This is a genomic window from Paraburkholderia jirisanensis (assembly GCF_054782355.1).
In genome coordinates this window covers 338,060-354,406 of the sequence record NZ_BAAGSQ010000027.1, presented here as the reverse complement: position 1 = coordinate 354,406, position 16,347 = coordinate 338,060, and the positions used below count along the sequence as shown (strand labels likewise).

The following is a 16,347-nucleotide window of genomic DNA, read 5'->3' as shown; positions in this document are numbered from 1 at the left end:
ACCAACAACGCAAGTTGCAGACCCGTTAGTCATGCCAGAGTTGCCAGAAGTTGAAGTCACCCGCCGCGGTATCGAGCCTTACGTGGCCGGCCGCCGCGTCGAGCGCGTCGAGGTCCGCACGCCGATGCTGCGCTGGCCGGTTCCGGCCGATTTGCCGCGCATGCTGCGAGGCCGTCTCGTGAACAAGGTCGAGCGGCGCGGCAAATACTTACTGTTCGAAACCGCCGATGGCTGGTTCATCGTGCATCTAGGCATGACCGGGACGCTGCGCGTGTTGCGTAACGTGCCGCATCCGCCTGCCGCCGCGAAGCACGACCACATCGACTGGATCTTCGACGAATTCATTTTGCGCTTTCGCGATCCGCGGCGCTTCGGCGCGGTGTTGTGGCACGCCCGTGCGGATGGCGACGTGCTCGAGCACCCGCTGCTCGCGGGCCTCGGCGTCGAGCCGTTCGCGCCGTCGTTTTCCGGCGCGCTGCTGCATCGCAAGACGCGCGGGCGCAAGGTTTCGGTGAAGCAGGCCTTGCTGGCCGGCGAGATGGTGGTTGGGGTGGGCAATATTTACGCCTCCGAGAGCCTGTTTCGCGCCGGCATCCGCCCGACTACAGCGGCCGGCCGGGTATCGCTGGTGCGCTACGACCTGCTCGCCGATGCGATACGCGTGACGCTCGCCGCCGCGATCGAAAAAGGCGGCAGCACCTTGCGCGACTTCGTCGGCAGCAACGGCGAGAGCGGCTATTTCCAGCTCGATTATTTCGTCTATGATCGCGCGGGGCTGCCGTGCCGCGTATGCGCGACGCCGATCAAACAGATCGTGCAGGGGCAGCGTTCCACTTACTATTGCCCGACTTGCCAGCGCTGATTACTCAATGACCGTTGCGTCCACGATACCCGCTTTGACCGATTTCTCTGTGCGCTTGATCGCATGGCAGCGCGAGCATGGCCGCCACGACCTGCCATGGCAGAAGACCCGCGACGCATATCGCATCTGGCTGTCCGAGATCATGCTGCAGCAGACCCAGGTGTCGACGGTGATTCCGTATTACGCGCGTTTTCTCGAGCGTTTTCCGGACGTCGCGTCGCTCGCGGCCGCGCCGGCCGACGACGTGATGGCGTTGTGGGCGGGCCTCGGCTACTACTCGCGCGCGCGCAATCTGCATCGTTGCGCGCAGGTCGTGGTCGAGCAGCATGGCGGCGCGTTTCCCGCTTCGGTCGATGCGCTTGCCGAGTTGCCCGGTATCGGTCGCTCGACGGCAGCGGCGATCGCGTCGTTCGCATTCGGCGCGCGCGCGACGATTCTCGACGGCAATGTCAAGCGCGTGCTGGCGCGCGTATTCGGCGTCGAAGGTTTTCCGGGCGAAAAGCGCGTCGAAAACGGCATGTGGGTGCTGGCCGAATCGCTATTGCCGTCGAATGCGAGCGACGACGAGGTCAGTGCGTACACGCAAGGGCTGATGGACCTCGGCGCGACGCTGTGCGTGCGCGGCAAGCCGGATTGCGCGCGCTGCCCGTTTGCTGCGGACTGCGTGGCGAAGCTGACCGGCCGGCAACGCGAACTGCCGGCTGCGCGCCCGAAGAAAACGGTGCCGACCCGTCGCACGTGGATGCTGGTACTGCGCGACGGCGACGCGGTGATGCTGGAAAAGCGCCCACCGTCGGGCATCTGGGGCGGCTTGTGGAGCCTGCCGGAAGCCGCCGACGAAGCCGCGCTAGCCGCCCGTGCGCAAGCATTCGGCGCGCGCGACAAAGTGTCGCCCCTCGCATCGCTCACGCATACGTTCACGCATTTCCGGCTGGATATCGAACCGCGCATGGTCGAGGTGAACAAGCTCGCCGGTGCGCCTCAAGAGCTTGCCGACGCCGACACGGCGTGGGTTCCGCTCGATCAGCTCGACGCGTACGGCGTACCCGCGCCGGTGCGCAAGCTGCTGGTCGGGCTGCAGGGCTCGCTGCTATAACGAGTTGCGTTATAGCAGCTGGTGTTGCTGCATGTAGTGATGCACCACGTCGATCCGCTCACCGGCGTCGCGCAGTTCCATCAGCTTTTGCCGCGCGCGCAGCGCAATCGGCAGCACTTCGGACAAGCGGTTCGACACCCACGAAGGGTCGTCGAAGCGAAACGGCTCGGCAAACGGCAGACTATCCGGATCGCGCTCGCGGATCGACGCGATGATCCGTTCCAGCACCTCGGCGCATGCGCCGAACTTCTCGACATGCTTCGAGCCTTCAAGCGGAATGTCCTCGCCGAACGGCTCGGCCATCGCTACCAGCAAGCCGCCCGATTCGACCCGATGCGACAGCAGCCTGAAACGCTGCGTGCCGCGTGCGCGAATCAGCAGCATGCCGAACTCGTCGACGTCGCATTGATCGATTTTGGCGAGACATCCGATCGCCTCGGGCACCGACGGTTCGCCGGCCTTCGCGACTTCGCCGCCGCTCTTCAGCAGGCACACGCCGAACTGCGTATCGTCGCGCAGGCAGCCGCGCGCCATGTCGAGATAGCGCGCTTCGAAGATCTTCAGCGGCAGGATGCCATCCGGGAACAACACGGTGTGCAGCGGAAACAGCGGCACATCGGCAAGCACAGGCATAGTGGACATAGCGCAACGCTTCGGTTGAGGCCGCGCTTCGCGGCTGGTTATGCCACCAGTCTCGCCGACTCGTCGACGTCGATCGGGGCATCGCGGTGCCGCACGATGACATTGGCCTGGCCTTTGAGACGCGCGGCAAGCGTCTCGGCAATGAACACCGAACGGTGTTGCCCGCCGGTGCAGCCGATCGCGACGGTCAGATAACTGCGGTTGTCGTCGCGAAAGTGCGGCAGCCACTTGACCAGAAACTTCTCGATATCGTCGATCATTTCGTGCACGACGGGAAGGGCGTCGAGAAAATCGATGACGGGTTGATCGAGACCGGTGAGCGGCCGCAAAAGATGATCGTAATACGGGTTCGGCAGCGTGCGCACGTCGAATACGAAATCGGCGTCGAGCGGCACGCCGCGCTTGAAGCCGAACGATTCGAACATCAGCGCGAGACCCGTATGTTCCTGTTCGATAAAGCGTTTGACCCACGCCCGCAGTGTGTTCGCGCGCAGGTTGCTGGTGTCGATCTGATGGCCGAATTCGGCCAGGCCTGCTACCAGTTCGCGTTCGCGTTCGATCGCTTCGGCAAGCGAGCTCAGCAGGCCGACGTCGGCGTCGTGCGCGGTCGAGCCGGACAGCGGATGGCGGCGGCGGGTTTCGGAAAAGCGCTGGATTAGCGATTGGGTGCTGGCGTTCAGGAACAGCACGCGCACGTCGTGTTCGCTCGACAGGTCGCGGATCATCGCGGGGATTGCGTCGAGCGATGCGCTCGAGCGTGCGTCGATCGCGACGGCAAGACGTTCCTGGCCTTCGCTGGTGAGGTAAGCGGTGAGTTCGGGCAGCAGGCGCGGCGGCAGATTGTCGACGCAGTAGTAGCCTGCGTCTTCCATCGCGTTGAGGGCCACAGACTTGCCGGAGCCGGATATACCGGTGATCAGGATAATGCGCATGGGGTCGGGAGGTCGGTTGTTTTCATCATAGCATCTGGGCTTTTCTGACGCTCCCGCCGCGGCATGGCTACGACGTCAGATCAGCTTGCCTGGAAACTGGCTGTCCGGGTCTTGCATTGCGAGGCGCTGGCGGTCCATGAAGTCGCGCAAGGTATCGATGCCGCGCAGTTGCAGGATCGTGTTGCGCACCGCAGCTTCGACCAGCACCGCAAGGTTGCGGCCGGCCGCCACCTGAATCGTCACCTTGCTGATCGGCAGGCCGAGCACGTCGACGGTCTGGCTTTCGAGCGGCAGGCGCTGGAACTCGCCGTCCGGGCGGCGCACCAGTTGCACGATCAGCTTCAGCTTCATTTTGCGGCGCACCGCGGTTTCACCGAAGATCGTCTTGATGTCGAGCAGGCCGAGGCCGCGCACTTCGAGCAGGTTCTGCAGCAGCGGCGGGCAGCGGCCTTCGACGAAGTCCGGCCCGAGCCGCACGAAGTCGACTGCATCGTCGGCGACGAGGCCGTGGCCGCGGCTGATCAGCTCGAGGCCGAGCTCGCTCTTGCCGAGGCCCGAGTCGCCGGTGAGCAGCACACCCATGCCGAGAATATCGAGGAACACGCCATGCAGCGTCGCGCGCGGCGCCAGAATGCGCGACATGTAGAGGCGCAGGCTGTCGATCACCGAAGCGGGCGACATCGGCGTGGTGAACAGCGGCGTGGATGAGCGCGTGCAGCGCAGCACCAGTTCAGGCGGCGCCGCAACGCCGCCGGCTACCACCAGGAACGGCGGTTCGAGCGCGATCAGTTCGGCCATATGGCGCGAGCGGTCTTCGTCCGATTGACGCTGGTAGTAGTTGGTCTCGGCCTCGCCGAGCACCTGGATCCGGTTCGGGTGGATCAGGTTCAAGTGGCCGACCAGGTCGGCACTCGAAGTGGCGGTGGCAACCGTTTCCGCCGAGAAGCCGCGCTCCCAGCCCTCATGCCCGGTCAGCCAGCTCAGCTTCAGCGTGGCGGCGTTGTCGTCGAAAATGCTCTGGGCGTTGATGCTGGACGTATCCATGTGTCCATGACTCCGGTGTGCGCCGCGGCTTTCGCTGCGGCGCTGGCGCCTCGGGTTCGGCCGGCGCGGGCCGCGGGGTTGCTCCCAGGTCGCCCCGGGTTGCGCCCGAAGTGACCCGCGAGATTATCCGTTGAGTGACATGAGTACCGCGCGTGTCTGCAAAACAAAGGCTGCATTGTGGCGACCGTCGGCGCGTACGGCAAGCTGCCGCGCGCAAGCCGGCCGAGCCCGCCGAGCCCACATTTCGCGCGGCGCTACCTTTCGATACCTTTCAAGGTTGCCACTGAGTGAGCAGGCTATGCAATGTCTCGCGGTTCTCTTCCGTGTGCAGGCGCTCGCGGGTTTCGCGATCGGACAGCAACTGGGCGATTTCCGACAGGATTTCGAGGTGCTGCTGGGTGGCCTGCTCGGGGACCAGCAGGAAGATCAGCAGCGAGACCGGCTGGCCGTCGGGCGACTCGAACGGGATCGGGTCGGCCAGACGCACGAAGGCCGCAAGCGGCTGCTTCAAGCCCTTGATCCGGCCATGCGGAATGGCGACGCCCTCGCCGAGCCCTGTCGAACCGAGGCGCTCGCGCGCAAACAGATTGTCGGTGACGGTGCTGCGGCCGATGCCGTTCTGGTTTTCGAAGATCAGGCCCGCTTGCTCGAACACGCGCTTCTTGCTGGTAACGGCTAGGCCGACGACGACGTTGTCGAGCGGAAGATATTTGGCTAAACGATTCATGTTGACAGGCGCTTTAGTCGCCTGGGTTCTCCTCGCTGTGGCGTTTTGAATAGCGTTCCATGCTCGGCAGATGCCTACGGCGATGCGCAGCTAAGCCCCGCAGTTAAGCACAAAAAAGGCGAGACTCGGGCTGGTTGACCCCAAAAGTAACCGAAATATTATAGAACAGCGTTGCGTTGGATGGTGCGCCGCGCCATGCGGATCAAATTTCGTATCCTGAGGACGCCGGGCCGATGATGGGTACAAAACGGCACACTGTTTTCGCGAAATGAAAAAACCGCCCGTTGCAGGGCGGTTTGGCGGGGGGCAAAGCAGCTTGCCGGATTCGTTACCTGAGTTTGCTACCTGTCGCCTATTGCGGCGGCACTTCAGCCGGGTGCTCCAGCGGCTGGTACTTGATCGCTTCGTGCTGATGCCCTTGCAGGCGATCCTTGTGACGAATCACTTGTCGATCGAGCTTGTCGATCATCAGGTCGATCGCCGCGTATAGATCGCTGTCGCAGCTCTCGACAAAAATGTCCTTGCCTTTCAGATGCAGGTTGATTTCAACCTTCTGCCTCTTTTCCTTTTCCTTGTGATTGTCGACCGAGAGGACCACACTGCCGTCGATCACCTGATCGAAATGTCTTAGCACTCTATCGAGTTTGGTGATCACGTATTCTCGCAACGCAGCTGTAACTTCGAGATGGTGTCCACTGATCTGCAGATTCATAGTGCTTCTCCAAGCAAATGGCCGCCTGGGTCCACATGAATGCAGCGATGCCGGTCGATCTACCGGCCTGCTTGCGCCGTCCCCCGTTGACTGGCTGCCGCAGGTCGCATCGGCCGGCCTCATCCGCAAGCGTGCGGTGCGGCCGGAAAATGCCCGCCACCGAGTGCAGCGGGCTACAGAGACTTGCGCAGATTGACTGCTGGGATCCTCAACGCTTCGCGGTACTTCGCTACGGTGCGCCGTGCGACGACGAAGCCCTGTTCTGCCAGCAGTTCGGCTATGCGGCTGTCTGAAAGAGGAGATTTGGTGTCTTCTGCTCCTATCAGTTGCTTGATGAGGGCGCGAATGGCCGTGGAAGAGGCCGCGCCCCCCGTGTCGGTAGATACGTGCGATCCGAAGAAGTACTTAAATTCAAGCGTCCCGAACGGGGTGAGCATGTACTTTCCGGTTGTCACACGCGAGACCGTCGACTCGTGTAAACCCAGCGTATCAGCAATTTCCCGCAAAACCAAGGGCCGCATTGCGATTTCGCCATGTGCGAAAAAGTTCTTCTGACGCTCCACAATTGCTTGCGCGACACGCAGGATCGTTTCGAAGCGTTGCTGGATGTTCTTGATCAGCCAGCGGGCTTCCTGCAGTTGCTGACGCAGCGAACCGCTGCCCGGATCGCCGCGATTGTTGCGCAGGATGTTTGCGTACAGGTGGTTGATACGCAGCTTCGGCACCACTTCCGGATTCAGTTCGGCGAGCCAGCCTTGCGCGGTCCGACGCACCATGATGTCCGGCACCACGTAGTCTGCTTCGGCCTTGCCGTAGGCCGCGCCTGGGAACGGCTCGAGCGAGCGGATCAACATATGCGCGTCGCGTAGGTCGTCGTCGTTGGCTTTCAGATGCTTGCGCAGACGCGTGAAATCGCGTGCGGCGAGCAGCTCGAGATGGTGTGCGACGATCTCGAGTGCAAGCGTGCGGGTAGGCGATGGTTCGAGCCGCGCCAACTGCAGCCTCAGGCATTCGGAGGCGGAACGTGCGCCGACACCGGCCGGATCGAAGCTATGCAACAGCGCGAGTGCGGCGTTCACTTCGTCGAGATCGACTTCGAGTTCTTCGGGCAGATCGGCTATCACTTCATCGAGCGTAGCCGTCAGATAGCCGTCTTCATCGAGCGACTCGATCAGGAACGTGATCAGCGCGCGGTCACGCTGGCTTGCCTGCGTGACGCGCAATTGCGCGCTCAGATGATCGCGCAGCGTAGTGGTTGATTCGTGGATTTGCAGCGGCGGCAGATCGTCGTCGTCGGATGCGTTGCCGGAGCGGCCGTAGTCGTCGATATTCCACTGGTTCGCATCGGAGTTGATGTCGGAGCCAAGGCCGTTGTATTCGTCGACGCCTTGCGGTTCGCTGTTCTCGTTGCTATCGCTCGATGACGAGCTGGACGACGATGGCGTATTCGACATCTGCTCGGGCGCGGCCGCACTGGGCGCCTGCGCGATCACCGAGCCATCGCCCGCGACGCGCAGCGGGCTGGCGATCCAGTCGTCCTCGGTTTCGAGCAGCGGGTTCTGCGCGATCGCCATCGACACTTCTTGCTGAAGCTCGAGCGTAGACAGCTGCAGCAGCCTGATGGACTGCTGCAGTTGGGGTGTCAGCGCTAGATGCTGAGACAGGCGAAGTTGGAGGCTGGCTTTCATGGCAATGTCGAATCATTGTAGAGAGTTTGCCACGACCGCGATACCCAGCGACACCGCATAAATGCGGGGGTACGAGATTTTTCGACGGGAATAGGCGCGCGAACCTGCCAGCGTATCCCGTCAAAATTACTGGACCTACGGGATCGACGCACGCATTGGGCGCAAGCAGGGAACAACCACGATGGTTGCACAGCGGGGCTGCACCCGCGCTGTGCGGCAAGCGTTACATGCGGAAGTGCTCGCCGAGGTAGACGCGACGCACGCTCTCGTTCTCGATGATGTCGCCGGGCGCACCGGCAGCGAGCACGCTGCCGTCGCTGATGATGTATGCGTGATCGCAGATGCCGAGCGTCTCGCGCACGTTGTGGTCCGTGATCAGCACGCCGATATTGCGCTGTTTCAGGAACTTGACGATCTTCTGGATTTCCAGCACTGCGATCGGGTCGACACCGGCAAACGGTTCGTCGAGCAGAATGAAGCTCGGATTGGTGGCCAGCGCCCGCGCGATTTCAACGCGTCGCCGTTCGCCGCCCGACAGCGACAGCGCCGGGTTCTCGCGCAAGTGAGCAATCTGCAACTCGTCGAGCAACGCTTCAGTGCGCGTGGCGATTGCATCTTTCGACAGGCGCTTGCCGTCTTCGCCGTGTTGCAACTCGAGCACCGCACGAATGTTCTGCTCGACCGTCAGCTTGCGAAACACCGAAGCTTCCTGCGGCAGATACGAAAGCCCAAGCGACGCGCGCTTGTGAATCGGCAGCAGGCTGATCGAATTGCCGTCGAGGTCGATCTCGCCGGCATCGAGCGGCACGAGGCCGACGATCATGTAGAACGAGGTAGTCTTGCCGGCGCCATTTGGGCCGAGCAGACCGACCACTTCACCGCTCTTCACGTCGAGCGACACGTCCTTCACTACCGTGCGCGAACCATAGCGTTTCTTCAGGTTGCGCACGACGAGCGAACTGCTGGTGCCTGCCGGCTTGCGATGAGGGAGAGCCGGGGCGTTCACGGTTTGCTGTTTCCTTGACTTTGACTTGAGCCTTGGCCTTGGCCTTGACCTTGCGCAGCGCCAGGCGTGGGGTTCGCGTTCTGCCCTTGGAACTGCGTCGACGGTTGCAGCGTCGTGGCCGGACCGGTGAGCGGCTGCGCACCGCCGTTGCGCGGCGCGAGCATCGCGCGCACGCGGCCGCTCGGGTTGCCTGGGCCGGCCACATCGGGCCCCGCCTTCGCGGTATAGAAATCGTTCTGGCCGTCGTACGTAATGACGCTGCCGTGCACTTCGTCCATCAACGTCGACAGGCCTTGCAGGCGCCGCACCGTGGCTCGGGTGGTCAGCGTGGTGAGGTCTTTCTTGCCGTCGTAGTCGATGCGCTCGGCATCGCCATCGATGTATTCGTCGAGCCCGTCGCGCTTCTGGCGGAAGTACGACAGGTTCTTGCCGGTCGAGGTGCCGGTCGCGTACTGATAGCCCTGCGGATCCTGCGTCACCTCGACGCGATCGGCCTTGATGACGATCGTGCCTTTGGTCGCGACCACATGGCCGGTGAAGATGTTGACCTGTTTCAGGTCGTCGTACGTCATATTGTCCGCTTCGATATTGAGCGGCTTGTCCTTGTCGGCGCGCTCTGCGTGCGCGAGCGGCGCGAAGCCGGCGAGCGGCAGCACGGCCGCAAGCGCAACAAGCCAGCCGCGCACTACGGACGGCACACGTGCGCGCGCCAGCGTACGCAGACAGCCGGTATCAAAACGGGGGAACGATTCGCTCATGCAGTCACGCCTGGAATGAAACACCCGGGTTATGGATTGGAGCCGCCGGACAGCTGTTTGGCGGCAATCGAGCCGCGCACCGTGCCGAACAGTTGCATGACCCGGGTCACATTGTTGTAATTCATGCCGTCAGCCGTCATCACTGAAAGGCCGCGCTGAAGTTTAACCGGCTTTTCCGTCTCGATCACATCGTCGTTGACCAGCACCCTAAAATGCTGCGAATCCGCCTGCATCTGCGGATCGCCGAAGCCGGCCGCGCGGATGATGCGGGCATGGTCGTACAGGTCGACGATCGAGCCGTCGCCGTTCACGGTGCCGCGCTCGCCGGTGGCGGTGACGATCGGCTTGCCCGGCTGGAACGCGCGGATCGCCGGCATGGTCAGATCGCTGCTCTCGGTGTCTTCGTAGTGGATCAGCTTTTCGGCGGTCAGCCGGTATTGCGTCGAACCCGACTGGTCGAGTTCGGATACTGAGAAGTTGTCCGCGAAGTAGTCGGGCGTGTGCGCTTTCGGGCGGATCACGTCTTCGTTTTCGTGCGGCTTGGTCGCCTGCAGCAGCCAGTACGTGACGCCCGCGAGAATGGCCATCGCGACGAGCGGCAGCAGTGAGGTCCAGCGAAACCGGTTCATCCGCTTACATCCCGCACGCGGCGCGCAGCAGATCGTCGTAACGGTTCTGCGCGCGCAGCAGCGTATCGCACACTTCGCGCACCGCGCCGTGGCCGCCGCGTGCTTCGCTGACCCAATGCGCGCGCGCAATCACGTCCGGATGCGAATTGGCCGGCGCCGCGGCAAAGCCGACCTGCAGCATCACCGCGAGGTCGGGCCAGTCGTCGCCCATGTAGCCGCATTCTTCGGGCGTGCGGCCAGTCGCCTTCAGCAGTTCGGCGAACGCGATGCGCTTGTCGCTGACGCCTTGATAGATGTGCGTGATGTGCAGGTCTTTCGCGCGCGCCGCGACGATGCCCGACTGGCGGCCGGTGATGATCGCTGTATCCATGCCGGCTTCGCGCAGCAGCTTCGCGCCGTGACCGTCCATCGAGTTGAACGACTTCATCGTGTCGCCGTCGGCGGTGAACATCAGGCCGCCGTCGGTCAGCACGCCGTCGACGTCGAAAATCATCAGCTTCACGCGGCTTGCGCGTTCGGTAGCGGTAAGGGTGGCAGCCATCAGATCACCTTCTTCGAGAACAGGTCGTGCATGTTGAGTGCGCCGATCAGCTTGCCAGCTTCATCGACGACGAGCATCTGATTGATGCGATAACGCTCCATCAGTTCCACCGCTTCGACAGCCAGCCGGTCCGGTCCGATCGCGCGCGGGTTCGGCGTCATCACCTCGCCGATCGACAACTCGCGAAAATCGCCGCTGCGTTCGAGCACGCGACGCAGGTCGCCATCGGTGAAAATGCCTTTCACGCGCTCGTCTGCGTCAACGATCGCCGTCATGCCCATGCGCTTGGCGGTGAGCTGGAACAGCGCGTCGCGCACGGTCGCGTCAGGCGTGACTTTCGGCAGTTGGTCGCCGGTGCGCATCACGTCATGCACATAAGTGAGCAGGCGCCGGCCGAGCGTGCCGCCCGGGTGCGAGCGGGCAAAGTCGTCGGGGCCGAAGCCGCGCTCTTCGAGCACCGCCACCGCCAGCGCATCGCCGAGTGCCAGCGCCGCGGTCGTGCTGGCGGTAGGCGCAAGATTCATCGGGCAGGCTTCTTTCGATACGCCCGAATTCAAATGCACGTCGGCGATCTTCGCGAGGCTCGAGCCCGGCTTGCCGGTCATCGCGATCAGTTTGGCGCCCAGCCGCTTGATCAGCGGCAGGATCGCGATCAGCTCTTCGGATTCGCCGGAGTTGGACATCGCGATAAAGACATCATCGGCGGTGATCATACCGAGATCGCCGTGGCTGGCTTCCGCCGGATGCACGAAGAAGGCCGGCGTGCCGGTGCTGGCGAAGGTCGCCGCCAGCTTGCGCGCAATATGGCCGGACTTGCCGATGCCGGACACCACCACGCGGCCGCGGCAGCCAAGAATAAAACCGATCGCTTCGACGAAACCGTCGTCGAGCTGATCGCGAAGCGCGCGCACGGCGTCCGCTTCGATGTCGAGGACGTTGCGAGCCAAGGCTAGTGCCCGGTCGCCATTGATTTTCGCTATCATGCGCGGAGTATAACAAAGGCGTATGTTCGCCGCGCCGGACCGCAGGCGTCCGGCACGCGCCGTCGGCCTGTATTTATGGGCCTTCGGCCCGGGCCTCTGGGCCCGCCTCCGGCTGTGCTCGCGCGGTGTTTGCGCGCCGCGGCCCCCGACGAACCAGGACCCTTTCCGATGCGCGTTTGCCGATGATCTCCCCGCTCGAAATGACGCTGTTTCTGCTGCTGGCTTCAGTGGCGGGCGTCGTTGTGTTCCGCTATCTGAACCTGCCGCCGATGCTCGGCTATCTGACCGTCGGCATCGTGGTCGGTCCGCACGCGTTCGGTATCGTGCCGGATTCGCAGGGCGCGCAGCACCTCGCGGAATTCGGCGTGGTGTTCCTGATGTTTTCGATCGGCCTCGAGTTCTCGCTGGCGCAACTGCGCGCGATGCGCCGGCTGGTGTTTGGGCTCGGGCTGCTGCAGGTGCTCGGCACGATCGCGGTCGCGCTGATCCTCGGCTTCTCGCTGCAGCACTGGGTGCATATGTCGTGGCAGGGCTGTATCGCGCTGGGCGGCGCGCTGGCGATGTCGTCTACCGCGATCGTCAGCAAGATGCTCGCGGAGCGGCTCGAGATCGAGACCGAGCACGGCCGCAATATCTTCGGCGTGCTGCTGTTTCAGGATCTGGCGGTAGTGCCGCTGCTGATCATCATCGCCGCGCTCGGCGGCCAGACCGAAGACCTGATGGCGGCGCTCGGCCTGGCGTTCGTCAAGATCGTGGTTGCGCTCGCGCTGCTGCTGGTGATTGGCCAGCGCTTCATGACGCGCTGGTTCAACGTGGTCGCGCGGCGCCGCTCGCAGGAGCTGTTCGTACTGAACCTGTTGCTGGTGACGCTCGGCTCGGCGTTCATCACCGACAAGTTCGGGCTGTCGCTTGCGCTGGGCGCGTTTATCGCAGGGATGCTGATCGCCGAGACGCCGTACCGGCATCAGGTGGAAGAAGACATCAAGCCGTTCCGCGACGTGCTGCTCGGCCTGTTCTTCGTGACCACCGGCATGCTGCTCGATCCGCTGGTGATCTGGCATCACCCGTTCATCGTGCTCGGCTTCCTGATCGGGCCGATCCTGCTGAAGGCGTTGATGGTGACGGCACTCGCGCGTCTGTTCGGTGCGACGCCGGGTGTCGCGATGCGCACCGGCATCGGCCTCGCGCAGGCAGGTGAATTCGGCTTCGTGCTGCTGAACCTGATTCTCGACAAGCATCTGGTCGACGCAACGCTGCTGCAGGCGATCCTTGCCGGCATGCTGCTGTCGATGCTGGCTGCGCCGTTCCTGATCCAGAATGCCGACCGGATCGTGCTGCGGTTGTCGTCGACGGAATGGATGCAGCAGTCGTTGCAGATGACGCGCATCGCCACGCAAAGCCTGAAGCAAAGCGGCCACGTGATTATCTGCGGTTACGGCCGGGCGGGGCAGAATCTGGCGCGCATGCTCGAGCACGAAGGCCTGTCCTACGTCGCGCTCGACCTCGACCCGGACCGCGTCGCCGCGGCTGCGGCAGCCGGCGAACAGGTGGTGTTCGGCGATGCCGGGCGGCGCGAAGCGCTGCTTGCCGCGGGTCTGCACCGCGCCCGCACGGTGGCGATCACCTATGCGAACACGCCGTCGGCACTGCGCGTGCTGCACAACATCCACGAGCTCGAGCCGACGCTGCCGGTGATCGTGCGCACCGTCGACGACAGCGACCTCGACAAGCTGCTGGCGGCCGGCGCGACCGAGGTGATTCCGGAGATCGTCGAGGGCAGCCTGATGCTGGCGTCGCATACGCTGGTGGTGATGGGTGTGCCGATGCGGCGCGTGGTGCGACGTGTCGAGGAAATGCGCGACGAGCGCTATGCGCTGCTGCGCGGCTACTTCCACGGCGCCGACGACGTCGATGATGACGACGGTCACGAACAGGTGCGGCTACAATCGGTGCCGGTCGACGAAAAGGCCGATGCGGTCGGCCGCACGCTGGCCGAACTGGGTTTGTACGAACTGGGCGTGGAAGTGACGGCGATTCGCCGGCACGGCATTCGCGGCGTCGAACCGGACCCCAGCACCAAGCTGCGCGCGAGCGACATCGTCGTGCTGCGCGGGTTGCCGGAAGCACTTGCCGAAGCGGAAGAACTGCTGTCGAAGCATCGGCGGGCGGGCGCTGCGGCGAGTTGAGTGGCGGCGCAGGTGGCGACTCAAGTGGCGGATCGCGTAACGCATTTGATGGTTTAATTGCGCCGCGCGCTTGTGCTTATGCTTGCCGCGCCTCGTGTGCCGGTTTGTCGAACCGCACCCAGCGGCGGCTGGCTTCCGCTTGCAGCCCTGGCGCCGCGAGAAACGCCAACGCCGCCTTGAAACACCCTCGAGTTTGATCCGGATCGAACGCGATCCCTGTTGTGGAGACATCATGTCCAACGCCCCCGCGAACGCGCCGCTCGATGCGGCTGAGTTCGTCCGAAGCCAGGTCCGCACGGTGCCCGATTGGCCGCAGCCCGGCGTGCAGTTTCGCGATATCACGCCGCTGTTGCAGCACCCGAAAACGCTGCGTGTGATGGTCGACCTGTTCGTGCAGCGTTATATCGATGCGAAACTCGATTACGTCGCCGGTCTCGAGGCGCGCGGTTTCATCATCGGGCCGATTCTCGCTTATGAGCTGAACCTCGGCTTCATTCCGATCCGCAAGAGCGGCAAGCTGCCGTACAAGCGCGTGTCGGAGTCGTATGAGCTCGAGTACGGCACCGCGACCGTCGAGATTCATGAAGACGCGTGCAAGCCGGGTGATCGCGTCGTGATCGTCGACGATCTGATTGCCACCGGCGGCACCATGATGGCGGGCAAGAAGCTGATCGAGCGGCTCGGCGCGGTGGTGGTGGAAGGCGCGGCGATCATCGATCTGACGGATCTCGGCGGCTCGGCGCTGCTGCGTTCGGCAGGGCTGCCGCTCTATACGGTTACCTCGTTCGGCGGCCATTGAGGTTCATCATCGAGTCTTGCCGGCTGCCGGCTGCCGGCTGTCGCTTTGTCTTTTGCCGCTTTGTCTTTCGCCGATTTGCCGGCGGCCTACCAGAGAGGTTCGCGCGATGCCCAATTTCCTGCTGTTTCTCGCTACGTCGATTGCGATCACCTGCGCGCCCGGCCCGGATAACCTTCAGGTGCTTGCACGCGGCATCTCGCAGGGTCGCGCCGCCGGTCTCGTCGCGGCACTCGGCTTTGCCGCGGGCATCACGTTCCACACCACGCTGGCCGCCATCGGTGTGGCCGCGGTGCTGCGTTCGTCGCCGGTTGCGTTCGAGGCGATCAAGCTGGCGGGCGCCGCGTACCTGATCTGGATCGGCATCAAGGCGCTGCGCACCAAGGGCCTCGCCACCGCACACGAACGCCCGCCGCAGCCGCTCACCGCGATCTTCCGGCAAAGCGTGATCGGCAACCTGCTGAATCCGAAAGTCACGTTGTTCTTTATCGTGTTCCTGCCGCAGTTCATCGTGCCGAATGGCGTGCAGAGCGTCACCGTGCAGATGCTCGAACTGGGCGCGCTGTTCATGCTGCAGACGGTGGTCGTGTTTTCGCTGTTCGGCGTGTGCGCGGGGATGATCGGCGGCTGGTTGCGGCGTCGTCCGAGTGTCGGCGTGTGGCTCGATCGCGTCGCTGGCGCGACCTTTATCGCGATCGGCATCCGTATCGCGTTGCGCGATTGAATCCGCTTGAATCCGATTCAGTTCGCTTGAACCAATTGCATCCCTTTGATCTCGCCCGATTCCGCCTTGATGCCGTTTGATCCGCAGCGAGCAACGCTTGCCCCGTCGCTGGAGCTTTCATGACTTTGCCTTCTATTCGCGACGCGCGCCGCTTCGATGCGCGCGCGCACCATTCGTTCTGGATCGACGCGCAACAGGTCGGCTGGATCCGTTCGACCGATGTGCCGCTGCTCGCGCTCTGGCCCGACGTATTTGAAATCGACGAGCCGCGCGTCATGCTGTCGTCGCGCTTCTCAACAGTCGACGAGCGCAGTGCCGCGCTTGGCAGTGTGATCGGCGCGCTTGCCGCGGATGGTCGCATTCCCGGCTGGCGCAACGAAACCTACGCGATCCGCAATGCGTTCGACGCGCCGCCGCTCGCGTATATCGAACGCGCAGCGTCGCGCTTCTTCGGCACGATGACCTACGCGGTGCACCTGAACGGCATCGTAGAATACGAGGCTGGCGCGCCGCAGTTGTGGATCGCGCGCCGCAGCGAGACCAAGGCGACCGATCCGGGCATGTTGGATAACGTCGTGGCCGGCGGGATCGGCTGGGGCTTCAGCATCGAGACGACGATCGTCAAGGAATGCTGGGAGGAGGCCGGCATTCCGGAGCAGATTGCAGCGCTTGCGGTGCCTGGGCGCGCGGTACATGTGCTGCGGTCGCTGCCCGAAGGCACGCAGGCCGAACAGATCTTCATCTACGATCTGCTGCTGCCCGAAGATTTCGTGCCGCATAATCAGGACGGCGAAGTCGGCGAGCACCGGCTCGCGCGCATCGACGAAGTCGCACGCTGGATCGAAGATGCTGCGATGACGGTCGATGCGAGTCTCGCCACGCTCGATTGTTTGCTGCGTCACCGCTGGATCGACGAGGACGTGTGCGCTGGCATCGACGAGCTGTTCCGGCCGCCGGAAATGTCCGACGTGCGCTAACTGCGCTGAGCACCCGAAGCACCCGCGTCATCCTGAACGAATAC

The 16,347-nt window shown here is 63.5% G+C and carries 16 protein-coding genes and 1 pseudogene; 6 read left to right on the top strand and 11 right to left on the bottom strand.

The window, feature by feature from the left end; genetic code table 11:
- Positions 1-31 precede the first annotated feature (31 nt).
- Both mutM and mutY read left to right on the top strand, forming a co-directional pair.
- On the top strand, positions 32-862 hold the full coding sequence (mutM, locus tag ACYVNQ_RS24305) for a bifunctional DNA-formamidopyrimidine glycosylase/DNA-(apurinic or apyrimidinic site) lyase (protein ID WP_460905373.1): 831 nt from the start codon (positions 32-34) through the stop codon (positions 860-862).
- Between the two features lie 7 nt (positions 863-869).
- The gene (gene mutY, locus ACYVNQ_RS24300) at positions 870-1,958 is read left to right on the top strand and encodes an A/G-specific adenine glycosylase (protein ID WP_460905370.1); all 1,089 of its coding nucleotides are present in this window, start codon (positions 870-872) and stop codon (positions 1,956-1,958) included.
- A gap of 9 nt (positions 1,959-1,967) precedes the next feature.
- Here mutY and ACYVNQ_RS24295 read toward each other — a convergent pair whose 3' ends face one another.
- The 11 genes and pseudogenes from ACYVNQ_RS24295 to kdsD all read right to left on the bottom strand — a co-directional run bounded on the left by ACYVNQ_RS24295 (position 1,968) and on the right by kdsD (position 11,620).
- Complete coding sequence (locus ACYVNQ_RS24295; RefSeq protein ID WP_460905368.1) at positions 1,968-2,600, bottom strand: LON peptidase substrate-binding domain-containing protein; 633 nt, start codon at positions 2,598-2,600, stop codon at positions 1,968-1,970.
- Positions 2,601-2,638: 38 nt separating this feature from the next.
- The gene (gene rapZ / locus ACYVNQ_RS24290) at positions 2,639-3,532 is read right to left on the bottom strand and encodes an RNase adapter RapZ (protein WP_460905366.1); all 894 of its coding nucleotides are present in this window, start codon (positions 3,530-3,532) and stop codon (positions 2,639-2,641) included.
- A gap of 75 nt (positions 3,533-3,607) precedes the next feature.
- Positions 3,608-4,576, bottom strand: a complete 969-nt coding sequence (gene hprK, locus ACYVNQ_RS24285; protein ID WP_460905363.1) for an HPr(Ser) kinase/phosphatase — start codon at positions 4,574-4,576, stop codon at positions 3,608-3,610.
- A gap of 271 nt (positions 4,577-4,847) precedes the next feature.
- Complete coding sequence (locus ACYVNQ_RS24280; RefSeq protein WP_460905361.1) at positions 4,848-5,303, bottom strand: PTS sugar transporter subunit IIA; 456 nt, start codon at positions 5,301-5,303, stop codon at positions 4,848-4,850.
- 352 nt (positions 5,304-5,655) lie between these two features.
- Positions 5,656-6,015, bottom strand: coding sequence for a ribosome hibernation-promoting factor, HPF/YfiA family (gene hpf / locus ACYVNQ_RS24275; protein ID WP_460905358.1), 360 nt, complete (start codon positions 6,013-6,015; stop codon positions 5,656-5,658).
- A 173-nt stretch (positions 6,016-6,188) separates the two neighbouring features.
- Positions 6,189-7,703 (bottom strand): RNA polymerase factor sigma-54, encoded by a 1,515-nt coding sequence (locus ACYVNQ_RS24270; RefSeq protein WP_460905356.1) that lies wholly within the window; start codon positions 7,701-7,703, stop codon positions 6,189-6,191.
- 223 nt (positions 7,704-7,926) lie between these two features.
- A complete protein-coding gene (gene lptB / locus ACYVNQ_RS24265; RefSeq protein ID WP_460905354.1) occupies positions 7,927-8,709 on the bottom strand; it encodes an LPS export ABC transporter ATP-binding protein in 783 nt (260 codons plus the stop codon).
- An 83-nt stretch (positions 8,710-8,792) separates the two neighbouring features.
- Positions 8,793-9,467: pseudogene (gene lptA, locus ACYVNQ_RS24260) on the bottom strand (lipopolysaccharide transport periplasmic protein LptA); the annotation flags it as partial.
- A gap of 29 nt (positions 9,468-9,496) precedes the next feature.
- Positions 9,497-10,096: an LPS export ABC transporter periplasmic protein LptC gene (lptC, locus tag ACYVNQ_RS24255; RefSeq protein WP_460905351.1), complete on the bottom strand. Its 600-nt coding sequence runs from the start codon at positions 10,094-10,096 to the stop codon at positions 9,497-9,499.
- Positions 10,097-10,100: 4 nt separating this feature from the next.
- Entirely contained in the window at positions 10,101-10,637 is a 537-nt protein-coding gene (locus tag ACYVNQ_RS24250; RefSeq protein WP_460905349.1) for a KdsC family phosphatase, read from the bottom strand.
- The gene (gene kdsD, locus ACYVNQ_RS24245; RefSeq protein WP_460905347.1) at positions 10,637-11,620 is read right to left on the bottom strand and encodes an arabinose 5-phosphate isomerase KdsD; all 984 of its coding nucleotides are present in this window, start codon (positions 11,618-11,620) and stop codon (positions 10,637-10,639) included. The genes ACYVNQ_RS24250 and kdsD overlap by 1 nt, the downstream gene beginning before the upstream one ends.
- 182 nt (positions 11,621-11,802) lie before the next feature.
- Here kdsD and ACYVNQ_RS24240 point away from each other — a divergent pair, with 182 nt between their 5' ends.
- The 4 genes from ACYVNQ_RS24240 (at position 11,803) to ACYVNQ_RS24225 (ending at position 16,303) form a co-directional block, all read left to right on the top strand.
- On the top strand, positions 11,803-13,806 hold the full coding sequence (locus ACYVNQ_RS24240; protein WP_460905344.1) for a monovalent cation:proton antiporter-2 (CPA2) family protein: 2,004 nt from the start codon (positions 11,803-11,805) through the stop codon (positions 13,804-13,806).
- A gap of 232 nt (positions 13,807-14,038) precedes the next feature.
- Positions 14,039-14,605, top strand: a complete 567-nt coding sequence (locus ACYVNQ_RS24235; protein WP_460905342.1) for an adenine phosphoribosyltransferase — start codon at positions 14,039-14,041, stop codon at positions 14,603-14,605.
- Positions 14,606-14,711: 106 nt separating this feature from the next.
- Complete coding sequence (locus ACYVNQ_RS24230; RefSeq protein ID WP_460905340.1) at positions 14,712-15,326, top strand: LysE family translocator; 615 nt, start codon at positions 14,712-14,714, stop codon at positions 15,324-15,326.
- 119 nt (positions 15,327-15,445) lie between these two features.
- Complete coding sequence (locus ACYVNQ_RS24225; RefSeq protein WP_460905337.1) at positions 15,446-16,303, top strand: NUDIX hydrolase; 858 nt, start codon at positions 15,446-15,448, stop codon at positions 16,301-16,303.
- Positions 16,304-16,347 lie beyond the last annotated feature (44 nt).